This window comes from uncultured Acinetobacter sp. (genome assembly GCF_947624825.1).
In the GTDB taxonomy this organism is placed as follows: Bacteria; Pseudomonadota; Gammaproteobacteria; order Pseudomonadales; family Moraxellaceae; genus Acinetobacter.
Genome location: NZ_CANQLZ010000022.1, coordinates 23,374 through 41,699 on the forward strand (window position 1 = coordinate 23,374; position 18,326 = coordinate 41,699).

The window sequence follows — 18,326 nt, forward strand, 5'->3', positions numbered from 1 at the left end:
ATATACAAATCAGGCGTATATTAGCGCATTCCGCGATCAACTGCTGCGGTAAATAACACATCTGTAGATGAGTTTAAGGCAGTTTCGGTTGAATCTTGTAGCACGCTGATGACCATACCAATGGCAACCACTTGCATTGCAATATCAGATGAAATACCAAATAAACCACATGCCACAGGAATGAGAAGCAATGAACCACCCGCCACACCAGAGGCACCACAGGCGGATACCGTTGCCACGACCGATAAAATCAGCATCGTGGTAAAACTCACCGGAATATCAAGGGTATTCACTGTTGCTAAAGATAAGACGGTAATGGTCACCGAAGCACCGGCCATATTAATGGCAGCACCTAAAGGAATCGCCACACTTGCAGTAGATTCAGGAATCCCTAAACGCTTGGCTAAGTCTAAGTTCACCGGAATGTTAGCAGCAGAACTACGGGTAAAAAACGCCGTGATGCCACTTTCACGTAAGCACTGCAACACCAATGGGTAGGGGTTTTTATGGGTAACAAACGCCACCATAATGGGGTTAATTACCAAGGCTACAAATGCCATGGTACCAAGCAATACTGCAAGTAACTGTGCATAACTCATCAGTGTGCTAAGTCCGGCATCGGCAAAGGTCACTGCCACCAAACCAAAAACACCAAAAGGTGCAAAGCTAATGACTAAGCGAATCACTGAGTTAACCGCATTGGCTGCATCATTGAGAACATTTTTTGTGGTCTCTGATGCATGACGAAATGCAAGACCCAATGCCACAGACCACGCCAAAATACCAATAAAGTTGGCTTCAGCAATGGCACTTACAGGGTTGGCAATAAAACTTAAAAGTAAGTTTTTAAAGATTTCTGGTAAGCTACCCGGTGGTATGAGGGTGTTGTCGGCTGGTAAATCTAAAAACAGGGTGCTTGGAAACAGCATGCTTGCAATAACTGCACTTAATGCAGCTAAGAACATGCCAGCAGCATACATCAACATAATGGGTTTAATGGCAGCATTACTACTGCCAACTTTAAAATTCGCAATAGATGACAAAACCAACACAAACACAAGAATAGGGGCAACGGATTTGAGGGCTTTAATAAAGAGATCACCAAGAATCGTTAAATAAGGCGTATATTGTGGCGCTACAACAGCCACAAGCACACCTAAAATAATGGCGATCACAATACGTGTGACCAAACTCAAACGCGTAAAAGCTGAAAACATAGCAAAAGGCCTTGTCAGGAATTACGGGGGAGAAACATATCAAATAGTTGCTTATTTTATACCGAAAAGCATTGAGGCTTAAAAGATATTTTGATATAAAACTTAAGCCTATGTTTTTCCACATTAAAAAACAAAAGATCTTGGTGGCGAATTAGTTTTTTAAGGCTTTTTAGTGTGATGTTGGATTTAAAAAGCCTAAACATATCAGCTCATTACTCGCGTAGATCATCTATAGCTTGATAATGAGTTAAATAAATTTGACCACTTAAATGTTGCATAAAGTCTGAGTGGCAAAGATTATCCATCACCGGTCCTTTGACTTCGGAAAAATGCAGCTGAATATTGAGTTTAATTAACTCTCGATTTAAATCTTCTAACATTTCAAGCGCACTGTAATCAATACTGCTAATACTTGAGCAATTGACAATCACATGTTTAAGCTCAGGCTGCTCACTGATGGCATTGACCATAAAACCTTTTAAGCTGTGTGCATTTAAAAAACTTAAATTTTCATCAATCCTTATCGATAACAGATGCTTAAATGTCATTACGTCGTGCCGCTGAACATTGCGAAAATGTTGTGTGCCTGCCACTAAACCAATTTGAGCAATATGCGGTCGGCTAATTCTCCACAGCATCAGCACAAAGGTGGACATAATTCCAATCATTAAACCGCGGCTGATATCAATACAAATCACGGCAAAAAAAGTAATCCACATGGCTAAGCCATCGGCTTTAGAATAACGCCATGTCTGTAAAAAAGGCTTGAAGTCAACTAATCTCCAAATGGAGACCATAATGGTGGCCGCTAAAATCGCCAGTGGTAAATCCCGAAAAAATCCCGTGAAATATAAACTGACCACCACAATAAATATAGAGGAAATTACGCCTGCCATTGGGGTTTTAGCGCCGGCATCAGCATTGACAACAGTACGTGATAAACTGCCTGTCACCGGAAAAGCCGAGCTTAAACCCGCGCTGATATTCGCCACACCCAGCGCAATTAATTCTTGATTGCTATTGAGTTGGCTACGTTGCTGTAAGGCTGTGGCTTGAGCAATAGATAAAGACTCTACAAAACTGACCATGGCAATCATGGCGGCACCGGGTAACAAACTTAAAACCAAGTCCATATTCCAATTGGGCAATTGAAGTGCAGGAAAGCCGGATGGAATTTCTCCAACCGTTTGAATCCCAAATTGGTTTAAATCTAAAGCAAATACCAAACTAATCGACAATGCCACCACAAGCAGGGGCACTGCACGAATATAAAATGGATTCAATGCCAAACGTTTCAGCACATCAGGCAAATAAATGAGTGCCAAAATGGCAATGATGCCTAAGCCTAGACTTGGCCAGTGCAGTTGTGGAAGGTAATGCCACAGGCTATTTAAAAACTCCACAATATTATTGGCTTTTAAGGGTAAATCTAATAAAAACTTGACTTGCCCTAAAGCAATTAATAAGGCTGATGCAATAATAAAGCTTTGGATTACCGGATGGCTAATCAGTTGAATTAAAAAGCCAAAGCGCAATACCCCTAAAAATAGCGAAATTAAACCCACCATCAGCGCTAGTAAACAAGCGGCTTCAATATACGCCACCGAACCAATGTCAAACAATGGGTTTAAAGTGGCAAAGGTCATCATGGAGATGATGGCCACAGGACCAATCGATAACGTTGGGCTGCTGCCGAGCATGGCATATAGCATCATGGGAATGATACTGGCATATAGGCCCATCATGGGCGGAAGCCCTGCAAGCATGGCATATGCCATGCCTTGGGGTACCAACATGGCAACAACAATCAAAGCGGCCAACAGATCTGAACGAAACTGAGTGTGGTTATAGTGCTTTAACCATTGCCATGCAGGAAGCGAAAACATACCATTCATCTAAATCATAATTTTAGATATATTATGCATAATTTGTGCTAAAGAGTCACGGTGCTGACATTAGTTAGGGCAATATAAACCATGTAAGGTTTGCAAAACCGTAACTAATTTTTCATCTTTAATGGAATAAAAAATTTGTTTGCCTTCACGACGTGTGCTGACCACATTGCTTTTACGCAACATCATCAGTTGTTGTGATAAAGTCGGTTGGTGAATTTGGGTCATCTGCTCAATTTGCGAAACATTTAATTCATATTGAGCCAAATGGCACAAAATCATGAGGCGGTCAGTATTGGCAAGGGATTTTAAAACCGTGACCACGTGTTCAGAGGCATCACGCATGGCTTTAATCTCAAGCGCATTGTTCATGGAGCAGGTCTCATTGAATACATATAAAAAAGACGCTTATTATAAAGCAGTTAGAGAATGAGAATTATTTAATCTAGCGAAAAGACAATGGTTTTTAATGAAGATTGTTATTAGTTATTTTGATAAATGTCAGGCACTCGTATGAGAGTGCCTGATAAATCAGCTAAGATTACTCTAATTCAAAATCTTTTAAGATTTTATCATTAAAGCGTGTGGCTTCGGTTAAGGCTTGTTGCAAAATGGGCTGTTGAGCTTTGAAAAAATCCAAGGTATTACTTTGAACAAGCTGTATGCTACCACCTTGTACCTGTGCCAATTGGGTAAGTTTTAAGCCTTGGCTAAAAGTTTTAACTGTGGATTTATCAAAATAAAAACTATTGGCCAAATGACCGGATGCCAAAAGATTTTTCAGGGCAACTTTGGTGAGCTTTTCTAATTTACTGACACCTAAGCTATTGGTGTGTGCAAATTGCGATAAGATTTCTGCCATTAAGCGAAAGTTGCTGAGGCTAGATGCAATAATGTCAGACAAGGCTTGAACAGCAAGTGGTTGTTTAATATCAATACTTGTGTTTTCTAGTCCAATCCAATTTAATTGGGCAAACGCTTGTAATAGCTGCTCAACCACTTGCTCTACTTCATCTGTGTGCCATTTTAAGAATAACTCTTCTTTAAAAAATGGATATAGCTTCGCCACATAATTTTGAATATCAGCGCTGTTTTTCTGATCATTGATTAACGCTGTGGCAACCAAAGCCGGTAAAACAAAGCTATGTAAAATGTTGTTGCTAAAGTAATTGAGTAAGCCTTTTTGTTTATCACTGACTTGAATAAAGCCAGTACCATCAATTTGATGCTGATCAATTTGTTTAAGCTTTAAAGCATAGTCAATAATGGCACTGCCAGATAACTCGGTCATCATCGTACGTGCGTCATAAGGGCTTAATTTTAAGATCTGACGATAATCATCGAGTTGTTGAATCAAAGTATCTTGTTCAATACGATGCTCAGGGGCTTTTAACAAAAGTAAAGACAATAACGCAATTGGATTAATCACCGCAGCTTTATTGATGTTTTCTAAAATGGCTTGAGCAGTTTGATTGACGCTAGTGATGACTGATTTTGGTAAGTCATCATCAATACTTAACTGTAAGTCTTTTACCTCGTTTTGGCTTAAAATATCATCTAGATAAATGGGATCACCAAAATTGACATGCACTAAGCCAAAGACTTTTTCAATTTTACGTACCGAGCTGAGTAATCCCCAAACCGATTCAGCCTCTTTAGGCTTACCATTCAACTCATGAATGTATGAGCTGCCTTCAAACAGTTTTTCATAGCCAAAATAGGTTGGAATAAAAGCAATTGGTTTGCTTGAACCACGTAAGTAGCTATGTACGGTCATAGACAGCATACCTTTTTTCGGAGGCAGTAATAGACCCGTACGAGAGCGACCACCTTCAATAAAGTATTCAATCGGGCTATTACGTGACAATAGACTATGTACATACTCTTTAAACACCGCAGTGTAGAGCATATTGCCATTAAAACTACGACGAATAAAATAAGCGCCCGCACCTCGTAAAATATTACCCACGACAGGCAAATTTAAATTAATACCCGCTGCAATATGTGGCACCATTAAACCGCGATTGAAAATGACATAAGACAATAGTAAATAATCAATGTGGCTGCGGTGGCATGGGGTATAGACAATTTCATAATCTTTAGCCAGTTCACGCACTGTGTCAAAATTATGCACTTCAATGCCATCGTAAAGCTGTGTCCATAATTTTTCTAAACTCAACGCGGCAAAACGTAAAGTTGAATAGGAAAAATCAGAGGTGATTTCATTTAAATAGCTTTTGGCACGATTTTCAGCTTCAAACATGCTGATTTTTTTATGAATACTTTCTTGGGTGACTGCCTTTTGAATGGCTTCACTGTGTAGCAATTGTTGAATCAAATTACGACGATCCGATAAGTCGGGTCCTAAAATGGCTTCTTTGGATTTATTTAAATCATTCACCAAGTACGAGGCAATAAAGTGTGCCGGCGAATAGTTCGGCTGTTGAATTTTAGCGTCATTGAGCAACGCCCGTAATGACAATGGCTTATGAAACTCAATGTAGTTGTCTTTGCCATATAAAGACACATTCAACATTTGTTTTAAATGCGAGGGTTTAGCCCATGCATCAGAAAATAAGGCTTTGACCCACGAATCTTCATAATCTGGCGCACGTCCCCATAACACTGTGACAGGCACCAATTGTACATCGCTTTCGGGATCTTGCTCTAATACTTCAATTAAACGAATTAATTTTGAGGCATAGTGATAAGACACATCTTGTGGATTTTTTTCATTTAATATTAATAAGGCATCACGTTCTTGGTGTTGACCAATGTGAATGGGCTTGAGTGCCGATGGTAAATTTTGTTGTTGTGCTTGTTGATCAATTAAAACATTGTTGCTGACATATTCGTCTTCAACCACGTAACACACAGGAACATGTGGCTCAGTTTGTAGACGTTGGCTGAGTTCTGCGGTAGAGCCTAACAACTGTGGCGAGACCATCTTGGTTAAAATCGACTGGGTAAAATTGCGATACCAGCGGCTAGAGCGAGCGTTAGACATTACATTCCCTGAGTAGACGTGTCATATCGGGCTATTGTCGTTAATAATTTAAGCGATTACAAATCAGATTGTTGAGATTTCATGCAGTTATTTTAACTATTTAGTCTATTCACTCTAATTTTGGCACATCATATTTGCATGAAATGCATACGGAATCGGTATTATTTTTGATATTTAACAAGATCATAAGTCAATAAAAGCGTAATTTATTGCTTAGGTCACTTTAAATCATGAAAAAAGCATTTTTAGATATGATCTGTTTGAACAAGATTTAAGGTTTTATATTGCTAAAATGACTTTTGTTTGATGATGAGTTGAGGGAAATTGATATTAATTTTGGATTAAAATCTAAAAATCATTCATCGGAAAAACCGAATAAGAAAAGCCTGTTGGTGTGTCGCATGTTGGATATATCTACGCACAATTTTTTAACAAACCGAATGATATTTGAAATTCAATTGTTAAATTCGATTTTAAATCAACTTAAATATGCCATTTTTGATCAATTTATAGACACTTTAATCGTAAATATAGATTTATGTAATTTGCTTAAATAAATCCTTGCTTGTGAGCGGTTTAGAAGCAAAATCATTCAGAATTAACGTATGATAAATACGAAAATTTCAATAGCATGAAGGATCGACACATGACAGATGCTGCTTTTCCAACGCCAAATAATTTAGGCATTGCGGTTTATGAAAATAACGCTGAAGCAATTGGCAATACACCATTGGTACGTATTAATCGTGCCATTCAATCCCAAGCCACTGTATTGGCTAAAATAGAAGCACGTAACCCTGCATTTTCAGTAAAATGTCGTGTAGGCGCAGCACTGATTAAAGATGCAGAACAACGTGGTGTGCTCAAATCAGGCATGAATATTGTAGAACCTACCAGTGGTAATACTGGTATTGCATTGGCTTTTGTGGCGGCGGCAAAAGGTTATCCAATTACTCTCACCATGCCTGCAAGTATGAGTATCGAACGTCGTAAAGTACTCAAAGCCTTAGGTGCACATTTAGTACTGACTGAACCTGCTAAGGGCATGAAAGGCGCCGTGGATGAAGCACTACGTTTAAGCCAAGAACAACCAGAACTGTACTACTTACCGCAGCAGTTTGAAAACCCAGCCAACCCTCAAATTCATGAAACCACGACAGGTCCTGAAATTTGGCAAGCTACAGGCGGTCAAGTGGATATCTTGGTTGCAGGGGTGGGCACAGGTGGCACGATCTCAGGTATTTCACGCTATTTTGAACACGTCCAAAAGCAGCCAATTTATTCAGTTGCGGTTGAACCTGCAGAATCACCTATTATTAGCCAAGCTAAACGCGGTGAAGATTTGACTCCTGCACCACATAAAATTCAAGGTATTGGCGCTAACTTTATCCCGAAAAACTTGGATTTAGATTTAGTGGATGAAGTGATCACCATCGCAAGCCAAGACGCCATTGATTGGGCACGTAAAACGGCAACGCATGAGGGGATATTGGTTGGAATTTCAAGCGGTGCAGCGATTGCAGCCGCAGCGCAACTTGCAGCACGCCCTGAAAATGCCGGTAAAAACATTGTGGTGATTTTACCCGATGCAGGCGAGCGTTATTTATCTTCAGTACTTTTTGAAGATATTTCTGCTGACTAAAATAGCCTAAGTCAAACTAAAATTTAAGAAGACTGCCAAAATGTAGATCTTCTTAAATTTTAAGCTTTATATTCAAGTTTTTTAGGTAACAACTACAAATTTTGTTACTATGAAGCACCTTTCATAGCTGTTTACATATTTGCATATGACTTCATCTTATCAACAACAACTCGATGCCAAAGTTGCTCGTATCACGGCGCAATTTGCAGAATTTAATCCGCCTGCCTTAACGGTGTTCGCCTCACCAGAACAACATTATCGTATGCGTGCTGAGTTTCGTGTTTGGCATACTGAAGATGACATGTTTTATGCCATGTTTGAACGTGATGCAGAAGGGCAGAAAAAAGTCATTCGCATTGACCAATTTGAAGTAGCCGATCAAAGTATCAATCAACTCATGCCAAAACTTTTGGCAGAAATGAAAGCTGATCCTATTTTGTCACAGCGTTTATTTGAAGTGCATTTCTTAGCCACGCTCAGTGGTGAAGTGTTGGTGTCTTTAATCTACCATCGTAAATTAGAACAAGATTGGCTGCCTGCAGCTCAAGCCTTAGCTCAAAAATTAAATGTGCAATTGGTTGGACGTTGCCGCGGACAAAAATTTGTTTTAGACAATGAATTTGTGGTTGAAAAACTCAACGTGTTTGACCGTCAATATATCTACAAACAAATTGAAAGTAGTTTTACTCAGCCCAATGCTAAAGTGTGCCAAAAAATGTTGCAGTGGGCATGTGATGTAGCAGGTGAGTCTGAAAAAGACTTACTTGAGCTATATTGTGGTAATGGCAACTTTACTTTGCCACTTTCAACCCGTTTTCGTCGTGTTTTAGCTACAGAATTAGCCAAATCATCAGTATATGCTGCACAGTGGAATATTGAACAAAACCACATTGACAATATTCAGGTGGCGCGTTTATCTGCTGAAGAATTTACCCAAGCATACAATGGCGAGCGTGAATTCCGTCGCTTGCAAGAAGCCAATATTGATATTACAAGCTACGACTTTGATACAGTATTTGTGGATCCACCACGCGCTGGTATTGACGATGAAACCTTAAAATTACTACAACGTTTTAAACGCATTATTTATATTTCATGTAATCCCGACACTTTATATGAAAACTTACAGACATTAGGCCTCACTCATCAAGTCACTCAATTTGCCTTGTTTGATCAGTTCCCATATACCCATCATGTAGAATCTGGGGTATTGTTGGAGCAAAAATAATCACAGCGCTATACAGGCTAGATAATTTGATTTACAAAGGGGGCTCTTATAGAGCCCCCTTTATTTATAATTAAAATAAACAGTTATAAAAAAGCAAGTGCTATTATCTTAATTATATCGTTTATATAGGCAGTCTTGATCGAAAAAAAGGGTAGCGTAAGTGCTGCTTTTATCACTGACCACCCCTTGCTTTATTTTAAATATTGGCTATATTTCGAACTATGTTAGGTTATCAATGAAGGCTCTATGAGTTTTTGGCAAAAACTGTTCGCTGATCAACAGCTGAACGTACATAAAAATCAGACTGCTTGTGTGGAAAATGATTGTGCATGTAAATCAAATGAGCAACTCATCCAAGCATTAACTCAGGCAACTGATGAAGATGTGATTCTTGGCATTAAGAAAGTTTTAGCATCTCGTGGCTATAGCCGTAAAGAGTTGAATGAATTACAGCATCTACCACTGCAGTAATTCATAAATTGACTAAGAAAAAGGTATTGTTTATGCAATACCTTTTTTGTGAATTGAAAGTATGTTGTATTTGTCGTCTTAGCTACAATAATGTATCTGAGTGTAAAAAATTGATGAAAAAATGTGACATAAATCATAATTTTTTTATTTTATGTTGAATTTTTATAAAATTGCCTTGACTATTATTTATAATAACTAAACAAACCAAAATCGTATTGAGTTTTTTGTTCTATGGAAATTAGAAGATTCATCTTAAGTTTCAATAACTTAACAACATATTTGTTTTTATCCACGCTCTTTTTAGTATTGTTGTTGGTTTATTTTTATTTAATTAACCCCCAATAAAGCTCATTTTTGCATCATTTATTGAAATTCTCTCAACAGAACGTTCATTTTCAACATATCATAGTTACACCTGTGTATATGTAGTGGCATGATGCAAATTCAAAATCGTCTAGCTGGATTTTACTTTTTTTACTATGCGATTGTTGGCACATTCATGCCATATTGGAGTCTGTATTTAGAAGATCAAGGTTTTAGTTATGCCGAAATTGGCTATTTAGCTTCCGTGGCGATTATTACTCGATTCTTTGCGCCTTTTATTTGGGGTTGGATTGCAGACAAATCAGGCAAGCGTATGCTCCTAGTACGTATTGCCACTTGGGTGGAAGCCTTTATTTGGCTTATTATTTTTATTATTCCTAATGATTTCCAATCAATTGCCTTATTGATGCTAATTTTTAGCTTTTTCCAAAATGCAATTCTTGCACAGTTTGAAGGTGTAACTTTGTTTTGGTTGGGAGATAAACGTGCCGAGTTATATGGAAAAGTGCGCCAATGGGGATCTATTGGTTTTATTGTGGCTGTATTTGGGATTGGTGCGCTATTAGATTTTATTCATATTCAACATTTACCGATTTTATTGTTGTGTATTGCATTGTTGGCATTTATTTGGTCATTTAGCATTCAAGAACCTACACATGCACCTAGCGCACAAAAAAAACTTGAATCGATTTGGCCGATCTTAAAGCATCCTGTAGTCAGCGCATTTTTCTGTATCGAATTAATTTTGCTCTTCTCGCATGCACCTTTTTATAGCTTTTATAGTAATTACTTACAACTATATGGTTTTAGCACCACGATTATTGGTGGCTTGTGGGCTATTGGGGTTATTGCTGAAATTATTATGTTTGCTTGCGCAAAATTTTTCTTTGGTCGTTGGGGGATACGCACCTTAGTCAGTTGCTGTTTAATCCTCACGGCGATCCGTTGGATTGTGGTTGGGTTATTCGCTGATTCTTTTATTGCACAGGCATTGGCACAATGTATTCATGCTTTTAGTTTTGGTTTATTTCATTTAATTGCCATGCGTATTATTTTTCATTATTTCTCACAACAACAACAAGGTAGAGCACAGGCTTTATATAGTACCATGTGGGGAATTGGGGTGGCTTTGGGCAGTATTTTGGCAGGTCAATATTGGCAAGTGTTAGGTGGTGAGATCATTTTTATAATTGCAGGCTTTGCTACATTGTTAGGCTTATTATGGGTTCGCAGGTTACCTCAGCACTTAAGCGTAATAAAGAAAGACTAGTTTAGCCAAATAATTGTGAGTATGATGTTGTATAAGAGAAATAAAGCTTAAAAATTTATGAAAATCAAAGTCCTTATTACTATTTTAAGTTTATTTGGCTTAACCCTAGCTCACACAGCCCCCATAAGCGAAAATACCATTCAGATTAAAAATCGCAATGCTTTGGTGGGACTATGGGCGATGCAAATTCCTGAGAATAAAAAATGTCATGAATACTACAATTTCAGAAGCAATCATTCAGTCTTGATTCAAAGTGCCAAGGAGTGGTCTTATGGTAATTACAATTATCAACCGAGCCTTGATCAAGATGCTGCACCTGCTTTATTGATGCTACATATTCTCTACGACAATAATCAAGCCGACTGTTCAGGTATACAAGAAGATCAAAGCGGTGACATCTCACGTTTTGCCGTGACATGGAAAAACTCCAATCAAATCTCCTTTTGTGCAGAAGACCAACCTAAACAATGTTTTGCAAGTTTAAAACGGGTTCTACCATAAACATAAAAAAGCCGCTCATTTGAGCGGCTTTTTTAGCATTTACACCACTTTTTCAGCGTAAGCTTCAAGTTTTTTGAGTAAATGTTTTTCAAGATAGTGAATATCCATCGCTTGTTTACAGAAGTTTTCATCTTCTAAAATCAACTCGCGATGTAGTGGAATGTTAGTTTTAATACCACTTAAAATGGTTTCGTCTAAGGCTTGCTTCATACGTGCAATCGCTGTGTCACGATCCTTACCATGTGAAATGATTTTGGCAATCATTGAATCATAATAAGGTGGAATGCTATAACCTTGATAGATATGTGAATCTAGACGAATACCTGCACCACCTGGGGCATAAAATTGCTCAATTTTACCTGGTGATGGAATAAAGGTGGTTGGATCTTCAGCATTGATACGACATTCAATGGCGTGACCTTTACAGATCACATCTTCTTGTTGAATGTCTAGACCTAAGCCTGCCGCAATACGTAACTGCTGTTCAATGATATCAATACCGGTCACTTGTTCTGTCACAGGATGTTCAACTTGAACGCGGGTATTCATCTCAATAAAGAAGAATTCGCCATCTTCAAATAAAAATTCGAATGTACCTGCACCACGATACTGCATTAACTGACAGGCATTCACACATGCTTGTAAAATATCTGCGCGTGCTTCTTCAGGCAGGTTGGGTGCTGGAGCTTCTTCTAATACTTTTTGATGACGACGTTGCAATGAGCAGTCACGATCAAATAGGTGAATCGCATGGCCATGACCATCCGCTAAAACTTGCACTTCAACATGGCGTGGCTTTTGTAAGAAACGTTCCATGTAGACTGTATCATCACCAAACCACATTTCTGCATCACGCTGTGCCGCTTGTACTGATTCAAGCAATGTATCTACACGCTCAACAATACGCATACCACGACCGCCGCCACCAGAAGCTGCTTTGACAATCAGCGGAAAACCGATTTTTTTGGCTTCGTCTAAAGCATTTTGCGTGGTCACAGCATGTGCTGAACCCGGTACAGTAGGTACGCCGGCTTTACGCATTGCAGTGATAGCAGAAACTTTATTCCCCATCAAGCGAATGTGTTCAGGACGTGGGCCAATAAAGATAAAACCTGAGTTTTCTACAATTTCCGCAAACTCAGCATTTTCAGATAAAAAGCCATAACCTGGATGAATCGCATCAGCACCTGTAATTTCTGCTGCAGTAATAATGGCGGGAATATTTAAATAGCTTTCACTACTTGCACCCGGACCAATACACACGGCTTCATCACAAAAGCGTAAGTGCATTAAATCTTTGTCGGCATCTGAATAGATACCAACCGTTTTAATGCCCAATGATTTGCATGCGCGGGTGATGCGAAGCGCAATCTCACCACGGTTTGCAATTAATACTTTTTGCAACATTATCGTTCCTCGTGGTGATGACTTAAGCGCGATAACGGAAAAGTGGTTGACCAAACTGAATCACTTCACCATTTTTGACTAAGATTTCTTCAACGACACCGCTTTGAGTGGCTTCAATCGGGTTCATGATTTTCATGGCTTCAATAATACCCAAAGTTTCACCCGCAGTAACAGTTTGGCCCACTTTTACAAAAGGTGCTTCGCCTGGGCTTGATGCTGCATAAAACACACCTACCATAGGTGAAGTTTCAACAGCACCGCGTGGTGCAGATTTTGCTGCTGCAGGAGCTACAGCGCCCGGAGTTGGCATTGCAGCAACAGGGGCTGCAACCACAGGTACGCGGCGTGTTAACGCGATTGATTGATCACCTTCTTTTACTTCAATAGCTTGGAGATCAGATTCAATCATCAGGTCGATGAGTTTTTTAATTTTACGAATATCCATGGTTCAAGTTCCTGAGTATTAATGAGATGGTTGAAGATGTTGAATAACAAAATCGACAGCAGCAGAGTAACCTTTGGCACCTAAACCACAAATTACGCCCACTGCTTTGTCTGATAAATAAGAATGATGTCTAAAACTTTCACGTGCATGTACGTTAGACAAGTGCACTTCAATAAATGGAAGATCCACACCTAATAAGGCATCTCTTAATGCCACAGAGGTATGCGTCAAAGCTGCAGGGTTAATCACAATAAAAGCCACCCCTTGCTGTTTTGCGGCATGAATGCGATCTACAATGGCACCTTCCCAATTGCTTTGAAAAGTCTCTAATTGAATGTTGTGTTGTTGAGCTTGCTGAATAAGTTGTTGGTTAATGTCTTCTAATGTTAAGTAACCATAAACCTCTGGTTCACGTTGTCCAAGTAAATTTAGATTTGGGCCGTGAATGACCAAAATGGTTGAACTCATTCAAATTACTCCAAGATTAAATCTGCAATATGTTTATGTAAGATCGCTACAAAGTTTGCGATATTATTGCATATTTTAAGACACCTAGTATTTAACTTGTTAATTTTTGGAAAAATACTGAGTGCGTTTTACAGGTCATATATTGTAAATTTTGCCGGTATTTAACAATGTTAAAAACTTCCATTTTTTAATTTTTTTCGTCTTGGTTCTGTGCATTTTTTTGCTATACGCAGGTTAAATTACATCTATAAATAGACAAAAATATTCATTTTTTTGAGGTCAAAAAACTATATTTTATTTATACTTAGCTTGGTATTTTGGCAGTATTTATAAACTTTTAATGCTATGAATACTATGGCAAGATATGTCATTCTTTTATAAATGATTTAAAAACAGTCAACTTATTAAAGAAATAAGATCAAAAAATTAGAAAAAACCTTGCTAAGACAAAAAATAAGATTATCTAGCTATTAATAATTCGCGCTAAAAAAAGAACAGGGGAGTGACCAATATGTTCACTTTTTTGCTTAAGGGAGTACACCATCAAATCTGCCAAAACAATTTATATAAAATCACCAAATGCGCACATGTCGGATATTTAAGGCACTTGCTTAAATTTACAAATCCAACCACTATATATTTTGTTTTTATAAGTTAATCAAAAATATGCAACTTCATTATCAATATCACACCCAAGAGGCGCAGACCGAAACTCTGGTTTTTATCCATGGATTATTTGGTAGTTTAAGTAATTTAGGAATGTTGGCGCGTGTTTTACAAGATCAATATGCCACTTTGCAAATTGATTTAAGAAATCATGGTTTGTCAGCACATTCAGATCAGCATGATTATGATGTGTTAGCGCAAGATGTTTTGGACACATTAAATCACTTAAATATTAAAAACTTTCATGTGATTGGTCATTCTATGGGCGGAAAAGTAGCCATGCGTTTGGCAGATTTAGCGGCAGAGCGTTTGGATAAACTTGTGGTTTTGGACATCACACCAATTGCATCAAGAGACTATCATCATAGTGAAATTTTTAAAGCGCTAATAGCAGTAGAGCAAGCGAATATTACAACACGACAACAAGCCACAGAAATTATGCAGACATTTATTGATGAACCTATGGTGATTCAGTTTTTATTAAAATCTTTTAATAAAGGGCAGTGGTTGTTTAATGTATTGTCGCTACAAAATAACTATGCCAATATTTTGGATTGGCGACAGCAAGCAGCATGGCATAAACCAATACTATTTTTGCGTGGTGAGCTTTCCGACTATATTGCTAAACCTGAGCACTTTATGGTAATTGAGCAACAGTTTCCACAAGCCAGAATTTCTATGATTGAGGATGCAGGTCATTGGTTACATGGTGAAAAGCCGCAGCAGGTTTTAGATGAAATCCAAACTTACTTGGCAATTCAATAAGCTTAAATCATCATATTAAGTATCATTCTGAACACCTATATAAAAGCTCTATAAAATTTTATAGAGCTTTTATATAGGCAACTTGGTTTCTAAAATATTTTGGATTTTTGATGGTGTTATTCACTACTTAAAATGTCTATGCGAAAAACCATTTAAAATGTCCTGTTTTTTAACCACAAGAGTCAAGAACTGGGTTTAAATTTCTTTGTTCAATGATTGCTTTTTGAGCTTTACGACTCGGCATACTTTTCTTGAGACGGGAACGTTTATTCTGTTGTTCCAACTCTTCATGCTGTTGCTGCATATGGGCCAGAACCGAAGTTAATCTTTTATTCTCAACCACTGCATTTTGCTGTAGTCCTGCTAATTTATTGAAAATACTATAGTTGATCTTCCGTCCTTCGTACATGATGGCCACAGTGCCATCTGGATACTCTAGAAATAAAATGTATTGCCCAACAAGCTTATGATTCAATGCTATTGGCTCAAGCATATAAATGCACTTGTCATAGGTGATGGTCAGGTTCTTCATGACTTTACGCGATTCCTGCCAGGTAAAAATATCATCTAGCTCAGCATCAGATCCCGTTAAAGAGCGATGCAAGTTCTTTAGGTTTCTCGCACACTTGGCGAATTTCTGGTTTACTCTGAAGACTGAATGTTTATGACTATAAAATACTAAAGGCTTACCGCATTGCTCAATATAGGTTCTGGTCGAAAGCATGTAGTCAAAGGGGGGCATCATCAATATAAAACCAGTAAACAGCATTTAGAGGCTTGACCTTCAAACCAATCATAATATGAATCAACTCACCGAAACAATCACGATTATAGCGCGGCTGATCTGGGCTTTTCAGGCGATTCGATCTCGAAATCCAGAGTTCATTGGCTGTTATCCAGCGTCCAACGTTTCAACAGGAATATTTAAACCAAACATGCTTCTAAGCTTCTCATGAACCAAATCCCACTAAGTATTTAGAGATAATAAAAAGGAATTTGGACTTTAAGGATTCATCATGGCGCCAATGACCAGGTTGAAAGATTAAGAATTTCTGCAGCACAGACGATCTAAAACGTGTTGTAGAATGGCAAGGTATTGAATTTCTTTGTCAGACATAGTGATCAGTATCTATATTTCATATCCAGTCCATGATGGTGAAACCATCATAAACTACACATTTTGATTGGTGAGGATATAGACACTTTGATTGGGTTCTAACAACAGAATTTCGTATAATGTGCATTATGTTAAATAGTGAGCATAAGAGAAGTATACACCCTTTGGGCGATATATTGGTTGGTGAAAGATCATGGAAAAATAAAACCATTATTCCAATGTTTATCAAAAAGCTTTAAGAGTTACCTATTGAAGCAAACTCAAAATTCCCCTTAAGAAAAATCTATTATTTACTCATAAGCCAGTAAATCCATTACTAATTAAATCCCTTTTATTAATATTAGTTTTTTAATCAAAAGAACCCATCAACCTAAAGGCTAAAAATTTAAAAATATTTTTTTATTCAGCATAGGTTAGAATATACAAACAACCTTAATATTTAAGTAGTATGTATTTTATATGATGCGTATATAGCGCATCATATAAAAATGTAAACCATTGATAATTAAAAAAATATTTATAAATTAATTGAAATAATTAACCAATAAAAATACCACTATAAATAACCACCTTCAACTCAGATATAGATTAAAAATACCCATTGAATCAACAATAACAGCTTAAATAGAGATTTATGCAATTTAACCACAAAAAATTAAGTGAATTATGCATGACTTTACACCACAATAAATCATGCAGTTTTTCACATTATTCTGGATCAGCCATGCGCTATTTTTCATGCAGTCAATGTCATCATCAAATCTTCTATGCAAAAACCCATTGTGATACATGTCATTGCCGAATTGGCTATTCTGCACAGCACCAAGAATTATTATGTTTAGATGAAATTACCCATGAATTTTGGCAGGTAAAACATCAAGATAGATTCTTTAACCAACAACAATTTAAACCTTGCTATAACAATAAAAATTATCAAATTTGCAACTGGATCTTAGATATAAAAAGTGAACAAATTTACTGTGAATCTTGCCAACTGACTCATATTATCCCCCCATTAAATCAAGCTGAAAATATTGAGTATTGGCGCCAGTTGGAACAAGCCAAACAGCGCTTTTTGTATCTCGCACAACGCCTGAATATTATGCCTAGACCTAAAAACCACAATAACGATCTGATTGGCTTACGATTTAACTTTCTCGTACCATTCAATGATCAACATGTGATAACAGGTCATAGTCGTGGCACAATTACTTTAAATGCACAAGAAGCCAATGTGATTTATCGGGAAACCACACGAATAAATATGGGTGAAAATTACCGAACCCTATTGGGGCATTTTCGCCATGAGAGTGGTCATTATTATTTGCACTTGATTGAGATATTGCATCCAAAACTAATTAATGAATTTAGACAGATATTTGGTGATGAACGCCAAGACTATAGCACAGCACTCAAATACCATTATGAAAATGGCCCGCCTTTAAATTGGCAGCAAGATTATATTAGCACCTATGCTACAGCACACCCATGGGAAGATTGGGCCGAAACTTGGGCACATTATTTACATATGATGGAAACATTAGAAACAGCATTTTATGCCGGCATTGCAGTCAATGCTTCGCAAGGGCAACTTGCCGATCTTACTATAGATGAATGTCCAATTGGTGCAAAAGATTTTGAGAAAATTTTAAACAGCTGGATTACCCTTACCTTTAACTTAAATGCCTTAAATCGTAGTATGGGATTAGAAGATGCCTACCCGTTTACACTCTCTCACACAGTCAAAAATAAGTTACGTTTTATTCACCAACATATACTTAATTTAGCATTCAAAACATAAACTTATTTTCACCATATAATTCTTTTAATAGGCAGATGAAGCCTTAAAAGTGCTCTAACTAGTATATCTATACAATGTTTTTATAGGTTTAGAGCTGATAGATGT

15 protein-coding genes and 1 pseudogene are annotated in these 18,326 nt (G+C 37.6%); 8 read left to right on the plus strand and 8 right to left on the minus strand.

What is annotated here, in order from left to right:
• Positions 1-20: 20 nt before the first annotated feature.
• The 4 genes from sstT to plsB all read right to left on the minus strand — a co-directional run bounded on the left by sstT (position 21) and on the right by plsB (position 6,116).
• Positions 21-1,217, minus strand: a complete 1,197-nt coding sequence (gene sstT, locus Q0017_RS06875) for a serine/threonine transporter SstT (protein WP_298144474.1) — start codon at positions 1,215-1,217, stop codon at positions 21-23.
• 212 nt (positions 1,218-1,429) lie between these two features.
• Positions 1,430-3,103, minus strand: a complete 1,674-nt coding sequence (locus Q0017_RS06880) for a SulP family inorganic anion transporter (RefSeq protein ID WP_298144477.1) — start codon at positions 3,101-3,103, stop codon at positions 1,430-1,432.
• A 69-nt stretch (positions 3,104-3,172) separates the two neighbouring features.
• Positions 3,173-3,481: a metalloregulator ArsR/SmtB family transcription factor gene (locus Q0017_RS06885; protein WP_298144480.1), complete on the minus strand. Its 309-nt coding sequence runs from the start codon at positions 3,479-3,481 to the stop codon at positions 3,173-3,175.
• Between the two features lie 169 nt (positions 3,482-3,650).
• Positions 3,651-6,116, minus strand: coding sequence for a glycerol-3-phosphate 1-O-acyltransferase PlsB (gene plsB / locus Q0017_RS06890; RefSeq protein ID WP_298144483.1), 2,466 nt, complete (start codon positions 6,114-6,116; stop codon positions 3,651-3,653).
• A gap of 646 nt (positions 6,117-6,762) precedes the next feature.
• Here plsB and cysK point away from each other — a divergent pair.
• The 6 genes from cysK to Q0017_RS06920 all read left to right on the plus strand — a co-directional run bounded on the left by cysK (position 6,763) and on the right by Q0017_RS06920 (position 11,552).
• Positions 6,763-7,758, plus strand: coding sequence for a cysteine synthase A (gene cysK, locus Q0017_RS06895; RefSeq protein WP_298144486.1), 996 nt, complete (start codon positions 6,763-6,765; stop codon positions 7,756-7,758).
• A gap of 145 nt (positions 7,759-7,903) precedes the next feature.
• Positions 7,904-8,986 carry a tRNA (uridine(54)-C5)-methyltransferase TrmA gene (trmA, locus tag Q0017_RS06900; protein WP_298144489.1) on the plus strand — a complete coding sequence of 361 codons (1,083 nt, stop codon included), beginning with the start codon at positions 7,904-7,906 and terminating at the stop codon, positions 8,984-8,986.
• 246 nt (positions 8,987-9,232) lie between these two features.
• Positions 9,233-9,457: a hypothetical protein gene (locus tag Q0017_RS06905; RefSeq protein WP_297425003.1), complete on the plus strand. Its 225-nt coding sequence runs from the start codon at positions 9,233-9,235 to the stop codon at positions 9,455-9,457.
• Positions 9,458-9,688: 231 nt separating this feature from the next.
• Positions 9,689-9,802: a hypothetical protein gene (locus Q0017_RS06910; protein WP_298144492.1), complete on the plus strand. Its 114-nt coding sequence runs from the start codon at positions 9,689-9,691 to the stop codon at positions 9,800-9,802.
• A gap of 88 nt (positions 9,803-9,890) precedes the next feature.
• A complete protein-coding gene (locus tag Q0017_RS06915; protein WP_298144494.1) occupies positions 9,891-11,051 on the plus strand; it encodes an MFS transporter in 1,161 nt (386 codons plus the stop codon).
• A gap of 57 nt (positions 11,052-11,108) precedes the next feature.
• Positions 11,109-11,552 (plus strand): hypothetical protein, encoded by a 444-nt coding sequence (locus Q0017_RS06920; protein ID WP_298144497.1) that lies wholly within the window; start codon positions 11,109-11,111, stop codon positions 11,550-11,552.
• Positions 11,553-11,591: 39 nt separating this feature from the next.
• Here Q0017_RS06920 and accC read toward each other — a convergent pair whose 3' ends face one another.
• From accC to aroQ, 3 genes are read right to left on the minus strand one after another with little or no spacing between them, the layout of a single operon-like run.
• Complete coding sequence (accC, locus tag Q0017_RS06925) at positions 11,592-12,959, minus strand: acetyl-CoA carboxylase biotin carboxylase subunit (protein WP_298144500.1); 1,368 nt, start codon at positions 12,957-12,959, stop codon at positions 11,592-11,594.
• A 22-nt stretch (positions 12,960-12,981) separates the two neighbouring features.
• Positions 12,982-13,404 carry an acetyl-CoA carboxylase biotin carboxyl carrier protein gene (gene accB, locus Q0017_RS06930; RefSeq protein WP_298144502.1) on the minus strand — a complete coding sequence of 141 codons (423 nt, stop codon included), beginning with the start codon at positions 13,402-13,404 and terminating at the stop codon, positions 12,982-12,984.
• An 18-nt stretch (positions 13,405-13,422) separates the two neighbouring features.
• Positions 13,423-13,872, minus strand: a complete 450-nt coding sequence (gene aroQ / locus Q0017_RS06935) for a type II 3-dehydroquinate dehydratase (RefSeq protein ID WP_298144505.1) — start codon at positions 13,870-13,872, stop codon at positions 13,423-13,425.
• A 666-nt stretch (positions 13,873-14,538) separates the two neighbouring features.
• Here aroQ and Q0017_RS06940 point away from each other — a divergent pair.
• Positions 14,539-15,303 carry an alpha/beta fold hydrolase gene (locus tag Q0017_RS06940; RefSeq protein WP_298144508.1) on the plus strand — a complete coding sequence of 255 codons (765 nt, stop codon included), beginning with the start codon at positions 14,539-14,541 and terminating at the stop codon, positions 15,301-15,303.
• A 169-nt stretch (positions 15,304-15,472) separates the two neighbouring features.
• Here Q0017_RS06940 and Q0017_RS06945 read toward each other — a convergent pair.
• Positions 15,473-16,432 (minus strand): annotated as a pseudogene (locus Q0017_RS06945) (ISNCY family transposase).
• A 712-nt stretch (positions 16,433-17,144) separates the two neighbouring features.
• Between Q0017_RS06945 and Q0017_RS06950 the strand changes: the two are divergent.
• Positions 17,145-18,221 (plus strand): putative zinc-binding metallopeptidase, encoded by a 1,077-nt coding sequence (locus Q0017_RS06950; protein ID WP_298144511.1) that lies wholly within the window; start codon positions 17,145-17,147, stop codon positions 18,219-18,221.
• Positions 18,222-18,326: the final 105 nt, after the last annotated feature.

What these genes read in the sequence shown, in the direction of transcription:
- Q0017_RS06920 (WP_298144497.1), top strand. Translation starts at nt 11,109, where the DNA reads ATGAAAATCAAAGTCCTTATTACTATTTTAAGTTTATTTGGCTTAACC.
- Q0017_RS06885 (WP_298144480.1), bottom strand. Translation starts at nt 3,481, where the DNA reads ATGAACAATGCGCTTGAGATTAAAGCCATGCGTGATGCCTCTGAACAC.
- Q0017_RS06910 (WP_298144492.1), top strand. Translation starts at nt 9,689, where the DNA reads ATGGAAATTAGAAGATTCATCTTAAGTTTCAATAACTTAACAACATAT.
- accB (WP_298144502.1), bottom strand. Translation starts at nt 13,404, where the DNA reads ATGGATATTCGTAAAATTAAAAAACTCATCGACCTGATGATTGAATCT.
- Q0017_RS06880 (WP_298144477.1), bottom strand. Translation starts at nt 3,103, where the DNA reads ATGTTTTCGCTTCCTGCATGGCAATGGTTAAAGCACTATAACCACACT.
- Q0017_RS06915 (WP_298144494.1), top strand. Translation starts at nt 9,891, where the DNA reads ATGATGCAAATTCAAAATCGTCTAGCTGGATTTTACTTTTTTTACTAT.
- cysK (WP_298144486.1), top strand. Translation starts at nt 6,763, where the DNA reads ATGACAGATGCTGCTTTTCCAACGCCAAATAATTTAGGCATTGCGGTT.
- Q0017_RS06905 (WP_297425003.1), top strand. Translation starts at nt 9,233, where the DNA reads ATGAGTTTTTGGCAAAAACTGTTCGCTGATCAACAGCTGAACGTACAT.
- aroQ (WP_298144505.1), bottom strand. Translation starts at nt 13,872, where the DNA reads ATGAGTTCAACCATTTTGGTCATTCACGGCCCAAATCTAAATTTACTT.
- Q0017_RS06940 (WP_298144508.1), top strand. Translation starts at nt 14,539, where the DNA reads ATGCAACTTCATTATCAATATCACACCCAAGAGGCGCAGACCGAAACT.
- accC (WP_298144500.1), bottom strand. Translation starts at nt 12,959, where the DNA reads ATGTTGCAAAAAGTATTAATTGCAAACCGTGGTGAGATTGCGCTTCGC.
- Q0017_RS06950 (WP_298144511.1), top strand. Translation starts at nt 17,145, where the DNA reads ATGCGCTATTTTTCATGCAGTCAATGTCATCATCAAATCTTCTATGCA.
- sstT (WP_298144474.1), bottom strand. Translation starts at nt 1,217, where the DNA reads ATGTTTTCAGCTTTTACGCGTTTGAGTTTGGTCACACGTATTGTGATC.
- plsB (WP_298144483.1), bottom strand. Translation starts at nt 6,116, where the DNA reads ATGTCTAACGCTCGCTCTAGCCGCTGGTATCGCAATTTTACCCAGTCG.
- trmA (WP_298144489.1), top strand. Translation starts at nt 7,904, where the DNA reads ATGACTTCATCTTATCAACAACAACTCGATGCCAAAGTTGCTCGTATC.